Here is an 18,264-nt window from a genome sequence, read left to right as displayed (position 1 = left end):
CGCCATCCCGGTACCGGGATACAACCAAGCGATTTCCGCCGTTGCCGGACCGAAGTCCGTTCAAAGCAGGCGGGTCAGCGCGCCGCGACGCCCATCAGTCCGGCGACATGCCGGCGGAAGCGGACCAGTTCGTCGCCCTGCAGCTGCTGCACGGTGGCGAACGCCACCGACCGTGGATTGACCGGCACGCCGTTCTTCCAAAGCTCGTAATGCAGGTGCGGGCCGGTCGACAGACCGGTCGACCCGACATAGCCGATCACCTGCCCCTGCGACACGCGGCTGCCCGCGCGCACCACGATCCGGCTCATATGGCCATAGCCGGTGGCGAGACCGCCGCCATGGTCGAGTTTCACAAAATTGCCATAGCCGCCATGCCAGCCGGCGCTGGCCACCCGTCCGTCGGTGGTCGCCCGGATCGGGCTGCCATAGGCGGCGGCGAAGTCCATGCCCTTGTGCAGGCGACGGAAGCCCAGCACCGGATGCACACGCCAGCCGAAATTGGACGAGATGCGCGCGGCGACCGGCCACATCATCGTACCCTTGCGCTCGCCCACGCCCTTGGGATCGAGCCATTCGGTACGGCTGCCATCCTGCCAGCGGACCAGGCGCACGTCGCGGCGTCCTGAAAGACCGGCATAGAGCAGTTGGCCCAGCTGGACTTCGCCGGTGGCGGCGCGGGCCTGTTCGACGATCAGGTCGAACGAATCATCCTGTCCGACCTGCCCCATCGGCACGAGTCCGGAGACGGTGCGGATATAGGATTCGACCGCCTTGGCCGGGGCCCCGGCGGCGCGGGCGGCGCGGTACAGGCTGGCGCCGACCCGGCCGCGGATGCGCAGCGGCGTATGGTCGATCGCGATCGGTCGGGCATCGAGCCGTAGCGTACCGCCTTCGCGGACGATTTCGAGCGCGAGGTCGAACCTGGCGCGGAAAGCGAGATGTTCGAGCGGTCGCGGCTGGGACGGGCTGTCACGCCGGCCGAGCGTAATGTCGAGCCGGGTGCCGGGTGTCAGTTCGGCCGGATCGACCCGGCCTGCGACGAGCGCCGCCGCCTCGCGCGCTTCGTTGGCACCGACTCCGGTACGTTCGAGCGCGCTGGCGATGCCGCCACCCAGCGTTGCGGTCGCCTCGACGATCGGCCGTTCAGGGGTGTTGGCGAGCGGCACGACGCGCGACGTGGCGGCGAGCCGCATGCCGCTGGTGCCGCCCAGCGCGCTTGCACCGAAAGACAGGCTGCGCGCCTCGTCCAGCGCGCTGCCGTCGAGCGGCGCGGGAACGGTGCTGAGGATCGGCCGGTTCCAGGACGGTGCCAATGCCCAGACGGCGGCGCATAATGCGGTGCAGGTCGCCAGGCCCCGCCACCAGTCGCGCGATCCGATTGCGGCGCCCAAATCCGGGGTCCAGCCAAACGATTCGATACGGCCGCGCCATTCGGCGGTGCGGGCTGGTGCGGACAGGACCGGGGCACGCCCGAAGCGCAATGCGCTGGTGCCGCCCGCCAGTTCCAGTCCATGATCGGTGCGCAGGAACACACCCAGCCCCCAGAGACGGCCGCCCGACCCGGCCCGGTCTGCTTCCCCTGTGAAGCCAAAACTTTAAAGTCAAATGAACCACGGCGGCCTCAGATTCGGCTGCGACGGAGCGTGGCCATGCTGCGACCGGACGAAAGCTTTGCGGGAACCCGCGAAACCCGTTGCACCGGCGCCTGCGACCCCCGATGTTGTGCGAGATGAGCCAGTTCGCGCGTAGCCCGGTCACGGCAGTGCTGGGGCCGACCAATACCGGCAAGACCTATCTCGCGATCGAGCGGATGTGCGGTCATGCCTCGGGAATGATCGGTTTCCCGCTTCGGTTGCTGGCGCGCGAGAATTACGACCGCGTCGTCGCGATGAAAGGCGTGGAGAATGTCGCACTGGTGACCGGAGAGGAGCGCATCGTCCCGCCCAAGGCGCGCTGGTTCCTGTGTACCGCCGAATCGATGCCGCTGGAGCGGGAGACGGCGTTCGTCGCGCTGGACGAGGCGCAGCTGGGCGCCGATCCGGAACGCGGCCATGTCTTTACCGATCGGCTGCTGCGCGCACGGGGGCGGGAGGAGACGATGATCCTCGGATCCGATTCGCTGAAACCGATGGTCCGCGCGCTGGTGAAGGATGCCGAGATCATCTCGCGTCCGCGCTTCTCGACGCTCAGCTATGCCGGCGCGCGCAAGCTGTCGCGCCTGCCGCGCCGGTCGGCGATCGTCGCCTTCTCGTCCGAAGAGGTTTATGCCGTGGCGGAGGCGATCCGCCGGATGCGCGGCGGTGCGGCGGTGGTGATGGGTGCGCTGTCCCCACGCACCCGCAATGCACAGGTCGCGATGTTCCAGTCGGGTGAGGTCGATTATCTGGTCGCGACCGACGCGATCGGGATGGGGCTGAACCTCGACGTCGCGCATGTCGCCTTCGCCAGCCTGCGCAAGTTCGACGGGCGGCGGCAACGGCGGCTGACCATCGCCGAGATGGCGCAGATCGCCGGGCGCGCCGGGCGGCACCACCGCGACGGCACCTTCGGCGCGCTGGTCGAGGAAGGGCCGAACGCCTTTACGCCGGAGGAAGTGCTGGCGATCGAGGGGCATCATGTGCCGCCGCTGGAACGGCTCTACTGGCGCAGCGGCGAGCCGGACTTCTCCAGCATCGACGCGCTGATCGACAGCCTCGAAGCGCGACCGAACCATCCGGTGCTGACCGCCGCGCCGGAAGCGATCGACCTGATCGTGCTGAAACGGCTGGCCGAGGAGGATTGGGTCCGCGCCCGCACGCGATCCCCGGCGATGGTCCGGCGGCTCTGGTCCGCGTGCGGCCTGCCCGATTTCCGCAAGCTCGGCCCCGACCCGCATAGTCGTTTCGTCGGGCGAATCTTCGGTCATCTGAGCGAAGGGGCGGGGCATATCCCGCACCAATGGTTCGCGGACGAACTGCAGCGGCTCGACCAGATGAACGGCGATGTTGAGACGATCGCCGGGCGAATCGCGGCGGCACGCAGCTGGGCCTATATTGCCCACCGCGCCGACTGGCTGCTCGACCCCGAACATTGGGCGGCGCGGACGCGCGGCGTCGAGGAGAAGCTGTCCGACGCGCTCCATGACCGGTTGCGGCAGCGTTTCGTCGATCAGCGGACGACGGTGTTGTTGCGGCGGATCGGTGCCGGTGCCGCCGACCTGCCGGTCGATGTCGCGGCGGACGGATCGGTCAGCGTCGATGGCCATGCGCTGGGCCGGCTGACCGGCTTCCGGTTCGAAGTATCGTCCGACACGCGCGTCGCCGACAAGAGGCTGTTGATCGCCGCCGCTGAAAAGGGGCTGGCCGGCGAACTGCGCAAGCGCGGCGCCGAACTGGTCGCGGCGACGGACGCCGAATTGTCGCTCTCAGCCGAACCGGGGGCGGTGCCCGAACTGACGTGGAACGGGCTGACCGTCGCGACCTTGACCGGCGGCACGACGCTCGACCGGCCGGTGGTGACGCTGGACCGTAGCCTCTACGTGCTCGACCGCACGGCGCAGGGGCAGGTGCGCGACCGGTTGGCAGCCTGGGTGCAAAGCGATGTCGCGCGCCGGGCACCGACGCTCGGCGCGCTGGCAGCCCTTGCGCGTGATCCGGCGGCCAGCGGATCGCTGCGCGCGGTCGCGGCGGCGCTGACCGAGGTCGGCGGCATTGCCCCGCGCGACGGGTTCGATGTGATGCTGGCGCCGCTCGACGGCGACGACCGGCGGCGGCTGCGCAAGGCAGGGGTGTTGATCGGCGCGCTCGACCTGTTCGATGCGCGCCTTTTCAAACCGGCGGCGGCCCGGTGGCGCGCTGCGCTGCTGGCGGCACGTGACGGGCATCCGGTCGAGCCGCTGGCGCCGACCGGGGCGACGGTGCTGCCGGTCGGGCAGGGGGCGTGGGGCTTCCGTCGCTTCGGTCCGCAGGCGGTACGCGTCGACCTGATCGAACGGCTGGCCCAGGCGGCACATGACGCGCGCAAGGGGCATGCGCCGTTCGCCCCCGATCCGGCGCTGGCGGTATCGATGGGGCTGAAGCCGGAAACGATCGTACGGCTGATGGCGAAGCTGGGCTTCCGGCCGAGCGCGCCAGCGGGCGATGTGCCCCAATGGCGCTGGGCACCCGCGCGCCGCCGGGCACCGACGCCGACCCCGCGTCCGGTCGCGCGACCGGGCAATGCCTTTGCCGCGCTCGCTGAACTGGGGTTCGACCGCTGATGGCGGCACGCGCGCCGGAACCGGTGCCGCACATGCGGCTCGACATGTTCCTGTGGTATGCCCGATTCGCCAAGACGCGCAGCGCGGCGCAGGCGATCGCCGAACGCGGTACGCTGCGCCTCGATGGCCGTAGGATCGAGCGCGCGCATTGTCCGGTACGCGTCGGGATGGTCATCGCCTTTCCACAAGATGCCCGCGTGTATATCCTGCGGGTCGAGGCGTTGCCGATCCGACGCGGGCCGCCCGCCGAAGCGCGTACGCTCTACACCCTGCTGGAACCGACAGGGTCCGGCCCCGTTGACGGGGGCGACGACCCGGCATAACGCGGTCGCGATACGATTTCTCGGAGTTTGGACGGACCCATGACCTACGTCGTCACCGACGCCTGCATCCGCTGCAAATATATGGACTGCGTCGAGGTGTGTCCGGTCGATTGCTTCTATGAAGGCGAGAATATGCTCGTCATCAACCCGAGCGAATGCATCGATTGCGGTGTGTGCGAGCCGGAATGCCCCGCCGAAGCGATCCTGCCCGATACCGAAAGCGGGCTGGAGCAGTGGCTGGAGCTGAACAACACCTATTCGGCGCAGTGGCCCAACGTGACCCGCAACGCCAACCAGACCCCGCCCGATGCCGATCAGTGGAAGGGCGTCGAGAACAAGATCGAGCATTTCTCGGCCGAGCCTGGCGCGGGCGACTGACGCCAGCCACCATGTTCCACGTGAAACCGAGGCCGGGCCGCAGCAGCGGTTCCGGCCCTTCGGCTTTGCGCTGGTAATTTTGTTGCAACGTTGCTATAATCACACGTGACGGCGGCAGTTTCATGCCCCGCCCGGAGACCACCTTTAGCAACGTCCCGTGTCGCCCGACCTGCCGCCGCCCGATCCAGCGTTGGCAGTAAGCGATGCTTTCGGGACGACGACCACGGAAAGGTTACCAATGGCTGCCAAGGCATTGTCCTTCGATGTCGGCGATTATGTCGTGTACCCCAAGCACGGCGTCGGCCGTGTGATCGAACTCCAGCGTAGCGAAATCGCTGGCATGCAACTCGAACTCTATGTGCTCCGCTTCGAAAAGGAACGCATGACGCTGCGCGTTCCGACCAACAAGGCGGAAAGCGTCGGCATGCGCAAGCTGTCGTCGGACAAGACGATGCGCGAAGCGATGGAAACGCTGAAGGGAAAGCCCAAGGTCAAGCGGACCATGTGGTCGCGTCGCGCGCAGGAATATGAAGCGAAGATCAATTCGGGCGACCTGGTGTCGATTGCCGAAGTGGTCCGCGACCTGTTCCGTGCCGACGACCAGCCCGAGCAGAGCTATTCCGAACGCCAGATCTTCGAAGCCGCGGCTAGCCGTCTGGCGCGCGAACTGGCGGCGATGGAGCAGGTCGACGAGCCGAAGGCGCTGGAGCGGATCATCGAAATCCTGCGGGATGCTGCGGCGATCTATAACAAGGAAAAGACCGCCGCCTGATCGGCGCGCGATCCGAACCGAACGAAAAAGGGCGGCCGGCAACGGTCGCCCTTTTTCGTTGGTGATGGCGGGGGCCACCGGGACGGTCGATCCGCTCGACCCTCCAGACGATCCGCACCAGCGATGCTACGGAGCTACGCCGCGCTGCCGGACGCCGGACAGCGCGGCGGCGGCGTCAGGCCGGTTCGCGCTCCAGCGTCGGATAGTCGATATAGCCTTCCGGCCCGTGCGAATACCACGTCGCCATGTCGTCCTTGTTGAGCGGCGCGTCGCGCTCCAACCGGGCCGGCAGGTCGGGATTGGCGAGGAACGGACGGCCAAAGGCGATGGCATCGGCGATCCCGCTATCGAGTTCGGCCTGCGCCCGCGCGCCATCATAATCCTGGTTCAGCACCAGCGGGCCGGCAAAGACCTTGCGGATTTCGGGCGAGACGCGCGGCTGGGTCGCGCTGCCGAAGGTGCCGTCGGGGCCAGGTTCGCGCAGTTCGAGGAAGGCGATACCCTTGTCCGACAGCAGCTTTGCGGCAGGCACGAACACCGACACCGGATCGCTGTCAACCACACCCTGCGTGTCGCCATTGGGCGAGAAGCGGACCGCGGTCCGGCCGGCGCCGACCTCGGCGATCAGCCGGTCGACGACTTCGCCGAGCAGGCGGATGCGATTTTCCGGGCTGCCGCCATAGGCGTCGTCGCGATGGTTGGCCCCGTCGCGCAGGAACTGGTCGATCAGATAGCCATTGGCGGCGTGCAGCTGGACGCCGTCGAACCCCGCCGCCTTGGCATTGCGCGCCGCACGCGAATAATCGTCGAGCACGCGCGCGATATCGTCCAGCGTTGCAGAGCGCGCCTGTTCATAGGGTTTCTTGCCGTCATAGGTATGCGCCTTGCCCGGCGCCGTGGTCGCCGAGGAGGACAGGGGTGCGGCACCGTCCAGGAAATCGGGATGGACCACCCGGCCCATGTGCCACAACTGGGTCACGATGCGGCCGCCGGCGGCATGGACGGCGTCGGTGATCGGCTTCCACGCCTCGACCTGTTCGTCGGTCCACAGCCCCGGCGCGAACGGCCAGCCCAGCCCTTCGCGACTGATCCCGGTGCCTTCGGAAATCAGCAGGCCGGCGGACGCGCGCTGGGCATAATAGTCGGCCATGATCGCGGTCGGCACATGCTCACGCGTGCCGCGGCCCCGGGTCAGCGGCGCCATCAGCACCCGGTTCGGCGCCTGGATATCGCCCAACGCGATAGGATCGAAGAGACTGGGCATAAACGAAAACTCCCGAAAGCTGCACAAAGGCAGGCGACGTCGCACAGATAGGGCGGTAGGGGGCGGCATGCAGCCGGCCCCGCCTGAAACAAATGCTATGTCGCCCCCAAGAACGCCGAGCGGCGCGATTGTTGCCGTGGTCTGCGCGAACATCGCCCTCGCATTCGGCCCTTGGTTCGTACGCATGGCCGATACCGGACCAGTGGCGGCGGCGTTCTGGCGGATCGCGCTGGCATTGCCGGTGCTGCTGGCGATGGCGGGATGGAGCGACCGCCGGGCATTGCTGCCGACGCGCGCGCTGCTGGTGCCGTTGCTGATCGGCGGGGTGGCCTTCGCGATCGATCTGGGGTCGTGGCATATCGGCATTCGCCGCACGACCATGGCCAATGCCACGCTGTTCGGGAATTGCGCGGTACTGATCTTTCCGATCTACGGCTTCATCGCGATGCGGCGCTGGCCGACCCGGGCGCAGGGGCTGGCGCTGCTGCTGGCGGCGGTCGGGGGCCTGTTGCTGCTGGGCCGGTCGGCGGAATTGTCGTCGCGCCATCTGGCCGGCGATCTGTTCTGCCTGCTCGCCGGGGTGCTTTACGCGGTCTATTTCATCGTGATGCGCGGCGTGCGGCGGACGATGGCGCCGCTGCCCGCGCTGGCGCTGTCGAGTGTCGCCAGCGTGCTGCCGTTGCTGGCGTTCGCACTGGCGCTGGGCGAGCCGATCATGCCGCAGCACTGGACCCCGCTGATCGCGCTGGCGCTGATCAGCCAGATCGCAGGGCAGGGGCTGATGATCTACGCGCTGGGCCATCTCAGCCCGCTGGTCGTCGGCCTCGCCCTGCTGGTGCAGCCGGTGGTCGGCGCGACGATCGGCTGGCTGGCCTATGGCGAGCGGCTGGGGCCGATGGATGCGGTCGGCGCAGTGCTGGTGGCGGCGGCGCTGGTGATCGTCAGCGCACGCCGCTCAGCCGACAGATAGCTCAGGCGATTCCGGCACGACCCAGGTCGACCAACGCCTCGCCGAATCGGGCGATGTCGCCGGGGGCAAAGCCGGCGATGTTGATCCGGCCCGATCCCGCCATGTAGATGCCGTGGGTCGCGCGCAGCCATTCGATCTGCGCCGGGGTCAGCGGCAGCGTCGCGAACATGCCCTTGCCCTGCGCCAGTGGGGCGAGATCGACCGACCCCACCTGTCCCAGCGCCGCCAGCTCGCCGCGCAGCCCCTGCAACCGGGTACGCAGCGCATCCAGTTCGCCGCGCCAGTCGGCGGCGAGCTGCTCATTTTCCAATACGATCCGCACCGCTGCCGCACCATGGTCGGGCGGCATCGACCAGTTGGCGCGGGCCAGCGCCAGCAGGTTCGACAGCACGATGTCGCGCGCTTGCGGCTCGGGCGTGGTCGCCCACAGCGCGCCGGTGCGTTCGCGGTACAGCCCGAAATTCTTGTCGCACGAATAGGCGACGACCGCGAACGGCACCGCGTCCAGCACCATGCGCGTGCCGGCGGCATCGGCCTCCATGCCGTCGCCCAGCCCCTGATAGGCAAGGTCGATGAACGGCACGAGCCGGCTGTCCGCGACCGCATCGGCGATCGCGCGCCATTCCTCCGCCGTCGGATCGATCCCGGTCGGATTGTGGCAGCAACCGTGCAGCAGGATCGCGTCGCCCGCCTCCGCCTGCCCGATTGCCGCGCGAAGTGCGGGCAGGTCGATACGTTGCGCGCCCATGTCGAACATCGCGTGCGGCACCACGACGATGCCGGCGGCGGCAAAGACCGGAGCGTGGTTGGCCCAGCTCGGCTGGCCGACCAGGATGCGGCGCACCCCGGCCTTGGCCAGCAGCTCGGCGCCCAGCCGCAGCGCGCCGGTGCCGCCCGGCGTCTGCAATCCGCAGCGGCGCTCCGCCGGGAAACCCCGTCCGAACACCAGCGGTTCGAGCAGCGCCACGAACCCCTTGTCGCCCTCCGGCCCCAGATAGGCCTTGCTGTCCTGCGTCGCGATCAGGCGCATTTCGGCCTGCTTCACCGCCTGCATCACCGGGGTATGGCCGTGATCGTCGCGGAACACGCCGACGCCCAGGTCGATCTTGTGCGCTCGGGGGTCGGCACGGAACGCCCCGATCAGGCGAAGCAGCGAGTCGGCGGGCTGGGCGACCAGCGAACGGAACGGCATGAAAACTCCCGAAGACGGCGTGGATGCCGCCTATAGGCCGATCGAATGCCTAAGCGGCAGGGGTAAAATCCCATCTCCGGGCAAGGAATGCGCCGCCGTGGCGCGTCGATCACATGTCGGCGAGATAGCGTTCCACATCGTCGCTGCCGCCGATGCGCTGGCCATCGATGAACACTTGCGGGGTGGTGTCGACGCCGTGCTTCGCCTTGAACGCGTCGACTTCCTCGCGGCTGCGCAGGATGCGGTCGTCGACGGTGAAGCCGGCCGATTGCAGCAGCTGCTTGGCCTTTACCCCGAACGGGCAGATGTGGTCGGGCAGGACCATGCGATACAGCGTCGCTTCGCGGGTGTCGGCCATGACGGTTCCTTCTGATGCATGTACGTCGCCATAGCGTGTCGGATGCGCACGGGTTCCGCCGTTGCCGTTTCGCCCTGCGCGTCCTAGCTAAGGTCCATGACCGAAGACGCGATCGCACCGCTGGCACCTGCCGACCTGACGCTCGACGAACTGCGCGCCGCGCTCGCGCCGCTGGTCGCGGCCAATGCCGCGTTCGACGGGTGGAGCGACAAGGCGGTTGAGGCGGCGGCGCGGACCTTCGGCGCCGATGCCGATGTTGCCCGGCTGGCCTATGGCGGCAGCGCGGTCGAGATGATCGATGCCTGGTTCGGCGAGATCGACCGCCGCATGATGGAAGCGGTCAGCGCCGACGCTCTGGCTGCGATGAAGATTCGCGAAAGGATCACGGCGCTGGTCGAGGCGCGGCTGGCGGCGGTCGCGGGCGAGCGGGAAGCGCTGCGCCGTGCGCTGGCGATCCTCGCCATGCCGCGAAATGTCGCGCGCGCGACGAAGCTCGGCTGGCGGACGGTCGACCTGATGTGGCGCTTGGCCGGCGACAAGGCGACCGATTACAACCATTATACCAAGCGGGCGATGCTGGGCGCGGTCTATGGCGCGACGATCGCGGTGTTCCTCGACGACGAAAGCGGCGGCCATGCCGATACCCGCGCGTTCCTGGCGCGGCGGATCGACGGGATCATGCGGTTCGAGAAGATGAAGGGCCGCATCCTGTCGTCGCGCGATCCCGAACGGCGGTTGAGTCTGTCGCGCTTCATCGGGCGGCTGCGCTACCCGGCGGTCTAAACGCCTGCCGCGACGGGCGAAGAATCCGCTTCCCTTGGCGGCTGCTTATTGCTAATCAGTCGCAATGTTGTCGCCCAACCTGCCTCTTTCCCAGCTGCCCCGCACCTGCGGGGCAACGGTCGCATCGGTCGATTGGGAGGGCATGTCGCCGGCGGAGGCGCGACGCCTGCGCGAATTCGGCCTCGACGAAGGGGTCGATATCGAACTGCTCCATCGTGCGATGCTGGCGGGCGGGCCGCTGGCCTGTCGGATCGGACGGATGACGGTGGCGCTGCGCGCGCATGTCGCTGGCGCGATCCGCGTCGCACCGCTGGCGGGCTGAACGGCACCTCTCACGTGAACCCTGCACCTCTGGTCGCGCTGGTCGGCAATCCCAATGCCGGCAAGACGGCGCTGTTCAACGCGCTAACCGGCGCGCGGCAGAAGGTCGGCAATTATCCCGGCGTCACCGTGGAGCGCCATTCGGGGCGCCTTGCCTTGGACGACGGACGCCCGATCGAACTGGTCGACCTTCCGGGCACCTACAGCCTCGATCCCTCCAGCCCCGACGAAGCGGTCACCCGCGACGTGGTGCTGGGGCGGCAGGCGGGCGAGCGGGTGCCCGACGCGCTGATCGTCGTCGCCGACGCCACCAATCTCGACAATCATCTGCGCTTCGTCCTCCAGCTGAAATCGCTGGGGCGGCCGATGGTGCTGGCGCTCAACATGATCGACATGGCGACGCGCGACGGGTTGAAGATCGACCTCGCCGCGCTGTCCGCCGAACTCGGCCTGCCGGTGGTCGCGACCGTCGCGGTGCGCAAGCGCGGGCTGGACGAACTGCGTGCGGCGCTGGCCGGCATCCTCGCGTCGGCACCGCGCACCGCGCCGGTCGAGTCGGTCGATGCCGATATCCGCCATTTTCAGCGCGAGGCACGTCGCATCTCGCGCGCCGCGACCGCCGAACAGCCGCGGATGCGCGCCGTCACGCGGGGCATTGACCGCGTCGCGCTGCATCCGGTGGTCGGCCCGATCCTGCTGCTCGCCATCCTGTTCGTCATGTTCCAGGCGGTGTTCAGCTGGTCCGAAGCACCGATCGGCTGGATCGAGGGGTTGCAGGGCTGGCTGGCCGATACCGCCGTCGCCAACCTGCCCGACAATTTCCTGCGTTCGCTGCTGGTCGAAGGGATCATCAACGGTGTCGGATCGGTGGTGGTGTTCCTGCCGCAGATCCTGATCCTGTTCGTGTTCATCCTGCTGCTCGAAGCATCGGGCTATATGGTGCGCGCCGCGTTCCTGATGGACCGGTTGATGAGCGGGGTCGGCCTGTCCGGCCGCGCGTTCATCCCGCTGCTGTCGTCCTTCGCCTGCGCCATTCCCGGCATCATGGCGACGCGGTCGATCGATGATCCGAAGGAGCGGCTGACCACGATCCTGATCGCGCCGCTGATGACCTGTTCGGCGCGCCTGCCGGTCTATGCGGTGATCATCGGCGCGTTCATCCCGGCGCGGCAGGTACTGCCGGGGGTGGGCCTGCAAGGGTTGGTGCTGCTGGTGCTGTACCTGACCGGCATCCTGGGCGCCGTGATCGCCGCGTTCGTGCTGCGCCGGACCGCGACCAAGGGGGTAGGCGGCGGCTTCCTGATGGAGATGCCGCGCTATCAGCTGCCTTCGATCCGCGACATCGCCATCGGCCTGTGGCAGCGCGCCTATGTCTTCCTGCGCCGCGCGGGCACGATCATCCTGCAGGTGACCGTCGCGCTGTGGCTGCTCACATCCTATCCGGTTGCGCCGGCGGGCGTGAAGCAGTCGGAATATTCGATCGCCGGGCGGATCGCATCGGGGCTGGAGGTCGTGCTGCGGCCGATCGGCTTCAACCATGAAATGTCGCTGGCGGTGATCCCGGCGATGGCGGCGCGCGAAGTCGCGGTGTCGGCGCTGCAGACCGTCTATGCGATCGACGCGGCGGACGAGGAACAGGGCGCGCAGGAACTGGGCGGGCGGCTGGCCGGGCGCTGGAGCCTCGCCACCGCGCTCGCCTTCCTCGCGTGGTTCGTGTTCGCGCCGCAATGCCTGTCGACCATCGCGGTCGCGCGGCGCGAGACCAATGGCTGGAAATGGCCTTTGGTGATGATCGGCTATCTCTTCGCGCTGGCCTATATCGCGGCGGGTGCGACCTATTGGACGGCGGTCGCCTTCGGGCTGGGGTAGGGCTTCGTCACTCCCGCGAAGGCGGGAGTCCATACACGCTCAGGTAGCGCCGGTATCAGGACCGTCAGCGGCACGGGATTCCCGCCTTCGCGGGAATGACGAGCGTTGCCCGACCGCCGCTAGTCGTCCAGCTTCGCCCCATCGAGCAATGCCTTCCGCCGCGCCTCCTCGCTTTCCTCGACCGCCTTCTCCGCCTTGGTCCGGCCGAACTTGCGGCGGTTGGCGTCCGCCTCCTGCGCCCTGGCGACCTTGTCGCGGCCTTTACGGAACCGGTTGAGGTTGATGACGTCGCCCATCGCGGTACGATGAACCGTGCCCCCCGCTTCGGCAAGTACTGGCGTCGCGCAGCCCGGTGGCATAGGAAGCCGGGCTATACTTTTCTCGGAGAACTGCGCCATGGCCGGCAGCGTCAATAAAGTCATCCTCGTGGGCAATCTGGGCCGCGACCCGGAATCGCGGTCGTTCCAGAATGGCGGCAAGGTCGTGAACCTGCGCATCGCGACGTCGGAATCGTGGAAGGACCGCAATTCGGGCGAGCGCAAGGAAAAGACCGAATGGCATTCGGTCGCGATCTTCAACGAAGGGCTGGCCAACGTCGCCGAGCGTTTCCTGCGCAAGGGCTCGAAGGTCTATATCGAAGGCCAGCTCCAGACGCGGAAGTGGCAGGACCAGAACGGCCAGGACAAGTACAGCACCGAAATCGTGCTGCAGGGCTTCAACAGCGTGCTGACGATGCTCGACGGTCCCGGCGGCGGCCAGGGCGGCGGCGGTGGCAACCGCGGCGGTGGCGACTTCGGTGGCGGCGATGACTTCGGCGGCGGTTCGGGCGGCGGCTATGGCGGCGGCGGATCGCGCGGCGGCGGCAGCGGCGGCGGGTTCAATTCCGGCGGCAACAAGGGCGGCAATTTCGGCGGCGGCGGCTTCGGCGACGATCTGGACGACGACGTACCGTTCTGATCGCGGACAGCGGTACGACGAGAGCGGCCCGCCATTATTTTCGTCACCCCGGACCTGTTCCGGGGTCCACGGCGCGGCCAAGCGGTGCGGATCGAGCCTCTATCCATAGCGTTCGCGGCGTGGTGGACCCCGGAACAGGTCCGGGGTGACGATAGGCGCGTGAATGTCGATCCACTTGGCCTCAGCGGCGGTGTCGGGCGACGCGACCCTGTGGATAACTCTGTCGACGAGCCGGCGAACTCACATGCGAGGACCGGCGACCGCCGCCTTGGGCTTGGCTGCCGGTGCTTCCTCGATCACCTTCAGCAGCGCCGGGGTCCGCGTGTCGCGCTTGGCATAGTCGCGCGCCGACATGCCGGCGATGACGTCGGCCTGGTCGGGGTTGGCACCGGCGGCGATCAGCGTGCGCACCATGTCGAGGTTGCGCAGCTGTACCGCGCGGATCAGCGGGGTTTCGCCGCTGCTGTTGCCGAGATTCAGGTTCGCCTTCCGCGCCGCCAGCGCGTTGATCGCCTCGACCGACCCCGATTCCACCGCCAGCAGCGCGGGCGTGTTGCCGCGATTGTCCTGCAGGTTCGGGTTCGCGCCCTTCGCCAGCAGGAAGCGCAGATAGGTCAGGTTGCCGCTCTTCGCGACGATGTGCAGCGCGCCTTCGCCGGTGGTGCGGTCCTTGGTGTTGATGATCGTCTGTCCGGGCTGCCCCAGAATGTCGTTCACCTTGTTCCCGTCCTCGTCGCGGATCGCCTTCAGGAAGACATAGCCCGGCGACATCTGCTGCGCGTGCGCGGCGGCGGGCAGCATCAGCGCGGCGGCGAGGGCGAGGCGGATGGCGGACATGGGAACAGGCTCCACTGGGACGTTACGCGACTTGCAAGCCGTCGCCTATCAGATCATGGCTGGCAACACCATGAACAGCATCCTGCGTACCGTGATTCCGGCGCTCGCGCTGGCCCTTGCCGCCTGTGGAGGCGCGCCCGAACCGGCCGCCACCCCGCCGCTGGCCGGCGCGCGGATCGGCGGGCCGTTCGTGCTGACCGATTCCACGGGCAAGGTCGTGCGCGATACCGATTTCGCCGGCAAGTGGCGGATCATGTATTTCGGTTACACCTATTGCCCCGATGTCTGCCCGGTCGATGTGCAGAATATCGCGGCGGGCGTGAAGGCGTTCGAGAGCGAGGAGCCGGAATTGGGCGCGAAGGTCGTGCCGATCTTCGTGACGGTCGATCCCGAACGCGACAGGCCTGCGGTGGTCGGCAAGTTCGTCTCCGCCTTCCACCCGCGCATGGTCGGGCTGACCGGCAGTGCGCAGGCGATCGCCGATGCCGCGCGCGCCTATGGCGTGACCTATGCCAAGCAGCAGTCGCCCGGCGCCACCGAATATCTGATGGACCATAGCCGCACCGCGATCCTGATGGACCCCAAAGGCCAGCCGGTCGCGCTGCTGCCGCAGGACGAAGGCGGCGATGCGGTCGCCGCCGAACTGAAGAAATGGGTCCGGTGAGCAGCGGACGCTTCTGGGAAGACCTGCCGCTGGCGGCACTCGACCGGGCGCAGTGGGAGGCGCTGTGCGACGGCTGCGGCAAATGCTGCCTACACAAGCTGGAGGACGAGGATACGGGCGAGATCCATGCGACCAACGTCGCGTGCAAGCTGCTCGACCGCCGCATGGGCCAGTGCAGCGACTATCGCCACCGCCATGCATATGTTCCCGAATGCGTGAGACTGAACGCCCGCAATGTCGGCGACATCGAATGGCTGCCCTCCACCTGCGCCTATCGGTTGCGCAATGAAGGGAAGCCCTTGCCCGACTGGCATTATCTCAACAGCGGGGACCGGGAGAGCGTCCATGCCGCCGGCCAGTCGACGCGCGGCTGGACCGTGTCGGAGAATGACGTCGGCGACCTCGAACATCACCTGACCGACCGGACGCTGTGATCGACGGGGTCGAGGTCGTCCGCCACCCCCGCGCGCGGGTCGCGCGGCTGTCGGTCGATCCGGCCACCGGGCGGGTGCGCCTGACCGTGCCGAAGCGGATGGCGCTGGCCAAGGCGGTCGCCTGGGCGGGGGAGAAGGCCGACTGGATCGCGGCGCAGCGCGCGAAACTGCCGCAGGGGCGCCCGTTCGTCGATGGCGCGGTGGTGCCGGTGGCGGATCGCGCGGTGCGGCTGTTGTGGCGGGAAGGGGCGTCGCGGACGGTTGCGCTTACTCCCGCCGCCGACCGTACCCCCGCGAAGGCGGGGGTCCAGAGCCAAGCAGTGCGACCGTCAGCGATCGACGCCCTGGATCCCCGCCTGCGCGGGGATACGGAAGCCGATGGGGAACTCACCTGCGGCGGCCCGTCCGACCAATTCCCGACCCGCATCGAACGCTGGCTGAAACGCGAAGCGCTGCGCCTCCTCACCGAAGACACCGCCCATTACGCCGCAAAAGCCGGCGTCACCGTCGCCAAAGTCGCGATCGGCGATCCCAAGGCGCGTTGGGGCAGTTGCAGCGGCGACGGCACGATCCGCTACAGCTGGCGGCTGTTGCTCGCCCCCGGCTTCGTCCGTCGGGCTACCGTCGCGCATGAGGTCGCCCACCGTGTCCACATGCACCACGGCCCCGATTTTCACGCGCTGGTCGACGCGCTGTTCGAGGGTAACCCGAACGATGCCCGCCGCTGGCTGCGCACGCACGGTGCGGGGCTTCACTGGTACGGACGGGCGTCCTCGTCCGGGTAACGGTCGGCCGGCGGAGGCTGGCGACGGTCCGGTGCCGGACGGCGCGGCGGTGGCGGCTGGTCGCCGCGCGGGTTCCTGCCCAGCGCCCGGTCGATCCATTCCTGGTCGAGTTGTTCGTCGGGTACGCGCTGCTGCGGCGGCAACGGTGCGTTGCCATCTTCGACCGGCGGATCGGGCTGGGTTGCGCCCGGCTGCTCGACCGGATTGCCGTCGGGATCGACATAGACCCGGTCGTCCGGCGCACCATAATAGCTCTCGGCGTCCGGCTCCTCCTGCCATTCGGGCAGCGTCACCTTGGTATTGAACTCCTCGACCGGGCGGCTGGCCACCGCCTGCCGCATGAACGCGGCAAAGGCGCGGGCAGGGGCGGTGCCGCCCTGCAGCCCGGCGACCGCCTTCGCATCGTCGCGACCCATCCATACGCCGGTGGTGATGCCCGACGAGAATCCCATGAACCAGCCGTCCTTGTACGACGTGGTCGTGCCGGTCTTGCCCGCCACCGGGCGCCCGATCTGCGCCGCGCGGCCGGTGCCGGTGTTGACCGCGGTCTGGAGCAGGTCGGTCATCTGCTGCGCGACATAGGGGGCGACGAGGACGCGGGAGCTGTCGACCTGGTGTTGGTAAATCAGTTGCCCGTTGGCGGTGACGCGGGTGATGCCATAGGGCACCACCGCCGTGCCCCCGCTCGCGACCGACGCATAGGCGCGGGTCAGGTCGATCAGCCGCACGTCCGACGTGCCCAGCACCATCGCCGGCTGGGTATTGATCGGCGTGGTGATGCCGAATCGGCGCGCCATGTCGGCGACGGTCGCGAAGCCGACCTCCTGCCCCAGCCGCGCCGACACGGTGTTGAGCGAATAGGCGAAGGCGGTGCGCAGCGACACCTGTCCGCTGAACCGGCGCGAGGCGTTGCGTGGGGTCCAGCCGTCGATGGTGATCGGCGCGTCGTTGACCTGGCTGTCGGGGTTCATGCCGGCTTCCAGCGCGGCCAGATAGACGAACAGCTTCCACGCCGACCCCGGCTGGCGCGTCGCCTGCGTCGCGCGGTTGTAGATCGAGGACACGTAATCCTTGCCGCCGACCATCGCCCTGACCGCGCCGTCGCGATCGAGCGCGACCAGCGCGCCCTGCACCCCGGCGGGCGCATTGGCGCGGATCGCGGTATCGGCGCTCTTCTGCATCGACGGGTCGAGCGTGGTCCACACGTCGAGCGGCGCCTCGGTCTCGTCGATCAGCGTTTCGAGCTGCGGCAGCGCCCAGTCGGTGAAATAGCGCACGCTGTTCTGCTGCGGCTCGGGCGCCAGCTTGATCGCCTCGGGATTGGCGTCCATCGCCTCGCTGGCGGTGATCGCGCCGGTTTCCTGCATCAGCTTCAGCACGACGCCCGCGCGCCCGACGGCGGCTTCGGCATCGGCGGTCGGCGAATAGCGCGACGGCGCCTTGACCAATCCGGCGATCACCGCCGCCTCCGACAGCGACAGGTTGGTGGCCGGGTGGTTGAAGAAGCGCCGCGATGCCGCGTCGATCCCGTACGCCCCGCCGCCGAAATAGACCTTGTTCAGATAGAGTTCGAGAATCTGGTTCTTGGTGAACTTGCGCTCCAGCGCCAGCGCGAGGATGATCTCGCGGAACTTGCGCCCGACCGTATAGCTGTTCGACAGGAAGATGGTGCGCGCGACCTGTTGCGTGATGGTCGACGCGCCCTGCAACCGGCGGCCGGTGCCGCGATTCTCGATCGCGAACTTGGTGATGCGCGCCAGCGCCACCGGATCGACGCCCCAGTGCGAGCGGAAGCGGCGATCCTCGACCGACACCATCGCCTCGCGCATCGGTACCGGAATCTGCGAGTAGGGGATCCACTCGCCATAGCTCGGCCCCAAAGACACCAGGATCGACCCGTCCGCCGCACGCACCCGGATCATCTGGCCGTTGGGCGAGGATTTGAGCTGATTGAAGCTCGGCAGGTTCGATTTGGCGTTATAGACCGCCACGACCAGCGCGATCGCCCCAAAGATGGCGAGGCCGAAGCCGATCCCCAGCACCCAGCGCAGGATGCGCCACCAGCGGGACGGGGCGGCGGACCGCTTCTGCGGGCTTTGGGGAGAACGTGCCATCTGGAT

19 protein-coding genes are annotated in these 18,264 nt (G+C 68.2%); 12 read left to right on the top strand and 7 right to left on the bottom strand.

Going from position 1 to position 18,264, the window contains the following annotated elements:
* Window positions 1-74 precede the first annotated feature (74 nt).
* Window positions 75-1,532, bottom strand: a complete 1,458-nt coding sequence (locus PPZ50_RS02485; protein WP_066692567.1) for a M23 family metallopeptidase — start codon at window positions 1,530-1,532, stop codon at window positions 75-77.
* 197 nt (window positions 1,533-1,729) lie between these two features.
* Here PPZ50_RS02485 and PPZ50_RS02480 point away from each other — a divergent pair, with 197 nt between their 5' ends.
* The 4 genes from PPZ50_RS02480 to PPZ50_RS02465 all read left to right on the top strand — a co-directional run bounded on the left by PPZ50_RS02480 (window position 1,730) and on the right by PPZ50_RS02465 (window position 5,710).
* A complete protein-coding gene (locus PPZ50_RS02480; RefSeq protein WP_066692563.1) occupies window positions 1,730-4,237 on the top strand; it encodes a helicase-related protein in 2,508 nt (835 codons plus the stop codon).
* Window positions 4,237-4,560 (top strand): RNA-binding S4 domain-containing protein, encoded by a 324-nt coding sequence (locus tag PPZ50_RS02475; protein WP_232308026.1) that lies wholly within the window; start codon window positions 4,237-4,239, stop codon window positions 4,558-4,560. The genes PPZ50_RS02480 and PPZ50_RS02475 overlap by 1 nt, the downstream gene beginning before the upstream one ends.
* 39 nt (window positions 4,561-4,599) lie before the next feature.
* Window positions 4,600-4,938, top strand: a complete 339-nt coding sequence (gene fdxA / locus PPZ50_RS02470) for a ferredoxin FdxA (protein ID WP_066692559.1) — start codon at window positions 4,600-4,602, stop codon at window positions 4,936-4,938.
* 238 nt (window positions 4,939-5,176) lie between these two features.
* Window positions 5,177-5,710: a CarD family transcriptional regulator gene (locus PPZ50_RS02465; protein WP_055757298.1), complete on the top strand. Its 534-nt coding sequence runs from the start codon at window positions 5,177-5,179 to the stop codon at window positions 5,708-5,710.
* Window positions 5,711-5,885: 175 nt separating this feature from the next.
* Here the strand turns inward: PPZ50_RS02465 and PPZ50_RS02460 are convergent, their stop codons facing one another.
* Window positions 5,886-6,974: an alkene reductase gene (locus tag PPZ50_RS02460; protein WP_066692556.1), complete on the bottom strand. Its 1,089-nt coding sequence runs from the start codon at window positions 6,972-6,974 to the stop codon at window positions 5,886-5,888.
* Between the two features lie 184 nt (window positions 6,975-7,158).
* Here PPZ50_RS02460 and PPZ50_RS02455 point away from each other — a divergent pair, with 184 nt between their 5' ends.
* A complete protein-coding gene (locus PPZ50_RS02455) occupies window positions 7,159-7,944 on the top strand; it encodes a DMT family transporter (RefSeq protein ID WP_232308025.1) in 786 nt (261 codons plus the stop codon).
* 1 nt (window position 7,945) lies between these two features.
* Here the strand turns inward: PPZ50_RS02455 and PPZ50_RS02450 are convergent, their stop codons facing one another.
* Together PPZ50_RS02450 and PPZ50_RS02445 are read right to left on the bottom strand one after the other, a co-directional pair.
* Window positions 7,946-9,136 (bottom strand): amino acid aminotransferase, encoded by a 1,191-nt coding sequence (locus tag PPZ50_RS02450; protein ID WP_066692553.1) that lies wholly within the window; start codon window positions 9,134-9,136, stop codon window positions 7,946-7,948.
* 109 nt (window positions 9,137-9,245) lie between these two features.
* The gene (locus PPZ50_RS02445; RefSeq protein ID WP_066692551.1) at window positions 9,246-9,494 is read right to left on the bottom strand and encodes a glutaredoxin domain-containing protein; all 249 of its coding nucleotides are present in this window, start codon (window positions 9,492-9,494) and stop codon (window positions 9,246-9,248) included.
* Window positions 9,495-9,590: 96 nt separating this feature from the next.
* Here PPZ50_RS02445 and PPZ50_RS02440 point away from each other — a divergent pair, with 96 nt between their 5' ends.
* From PPZ50_RS02440 to feoB, 3 genes are all read left to right on the top strand, one after another.
* Window positions 9,591-10,277, top strand: coding sequence for a COQ9 family protein (locus PPZ50_RS02440; RefSeq protein WP_066692549.1), 687 nt, complete (start codon window positions 9,591-9,593; stop codon window positions 10,275-10,277).
* A 64-nt stretch (window positions 10,278-10,341) separates the two neighbouring features.
* Window positions 10,342-10,599, top strand: a complete 258-nt coding sequence (locus PPZ50_RS02435; RefSeq protein WP_066692545.1) for a FeoA family protein — start codon at window positions 10,342-10,344, stop codon at window positions 10,597-10,599.
* A 14-nt stretch (window positions 10,600-10,613) separates the two neighbouring features.
* A complete protein-coding gene (gene feoB, locus PPZ50_RS02430) occupies window positions 10,614-12,467 on the top strand; it encodes a ferrous iron transporter B (RefSeq protein WP_066692537.1) in 1,854 nt (617 codons plus the stop codon).
* A 119-nt stretch (window positions 12,468-12,586) separates the two neighbouring features.
* Here feoB and PPZ50_RS02425 read toward each other — a convergent pair whose 3' ends face one another.
* Window positions 12,587-12,763 carry a DUF4169 family protein gene (locus tag PPZ50_RS02425; RefSeq protein ID WP_084401707.1) on the bottom strand — a complete coding sequence of 59 codons (177 nt, stop codon included), beginning with the start codon at window positions 12,761-12,763 and terminating at the stop codon, window positions 12,587-12,589.
* Between the two features lie 100 nt (window positions 12,764-12,863).
* Between PPZ50_RS02425 and ssb the strand changes: the two genes are divergently transcribed.
* Window positions 12,864-13,424, top strand: a complete 561-nt coding sequence (gene ssb, locus PPZ50_RS02420; RefSeq protein ID WP_066692532.1) for a single-stranded DNA-binding protein — start codon at window positions 12,864-12,866, stop codon at window positions 13,422-13,424.
* 240 nt (window positions 13,425-13,664) lie between these two features.
* Here the strand turns inward: ssb and PPZ50_RS02415 are convergent, their stop codons facing one another.
* Window positions 13,665-14,261 (bottom strand): ankyrin repeat domain-containing protein, encoded by a 597-nt coding sequence (locus PPZ50_RS02415; protein ID WP_066692530.1) that lies wholly within the window; start codon window positions 14,259-14,261, stop codon window positions 13,665-13,667.
* Window positions 14,262-14,316: 55 nt separating this feature from the next.
* On the opposite strand from PPZ50_RS02415, the gene PPZ50_RS02410 reads away from it, so the two are divergent.
* From PPZ50_RS02410 to PPZ50_RS02400, 3 genes are read left to right on the top strand one after another with little or no spacing between them, the layout of a single operon-like run.
* On the top strand, window positions 14,317-14,925 hold the full coding sequence (locus PPZ50_RS02410; RefSeq protein ID WP_066692822.1) for an SCO family protein: 609 nt from the start codon (window positions 14,317-14,319) through the stop codon (window positions 14,923-14,925).
* Complete coding sequence (locus tag PPZ50_RS02405; RefSeq protein ID WP_066692527.1) at window positions 14,913-15,359, top strand: YcgN family cysteine cluster protein; 447 nt, start codon at window positions 14,913-14,915, stop codon at window positions 15,357-15,359. Before PPZ50_RS02410 ends, PPZ50_RS02405 begins: the two co-directional genes overlap by 13 nt.
* Window positions 15,356-16,144, top strand: a complete 789-nt coding sequence (locus tag PPZ50_RS02400) for a M48 family metallopeptidase (protein WP_126012511.1) — start codon at window positions 15,356-15,358, stop codon at window positions 16,142-16,144. The genes PPZ50_RS02405 and PPZ50_RS02400 overlap by 4 nt, the downstream gene beginning before the upstream one ends.
* Here the strand turns inward: PPZ50_RS02400 and PPZ50_RS02395 are convergent.
* The gene (locus PPZ50_RS02395; protein WP_066692520.1) at window positions 16,111-18,258 is read right to left on the bottom strand and encodes a transglycosylase domain-containing protein; all 2,148 of its coding nucleotides are present in this window, start codon (window positions 18,256-18,258) and stop codon (window positions 16,111-16,113) included. The genes PPZ50_RS02400 and PPZ50_RS02395 overlap by 34 nt on opposite strands.
* Between the last annotated feature and the right edge of the window lie 6 nt (window positions 18,259-18,264).

The organism is Sphingomonas hankookensis, assembly GCF_028551275.1.
In the GTDB taxonomy this organism is placed as follows: domain Bacteria; phylum Pseudomonadota; class Alphaproteobacteria; order Sphingomonadales; family Sphingomonadaceae; genus Sphingomonas; species Sphingomonas hankookensis_A.
The sequence above is the reverse complement of the archived record's forward strand: the minus strand, read 5'-3'. Positions and strand labels throughout refer to the sequence as shown.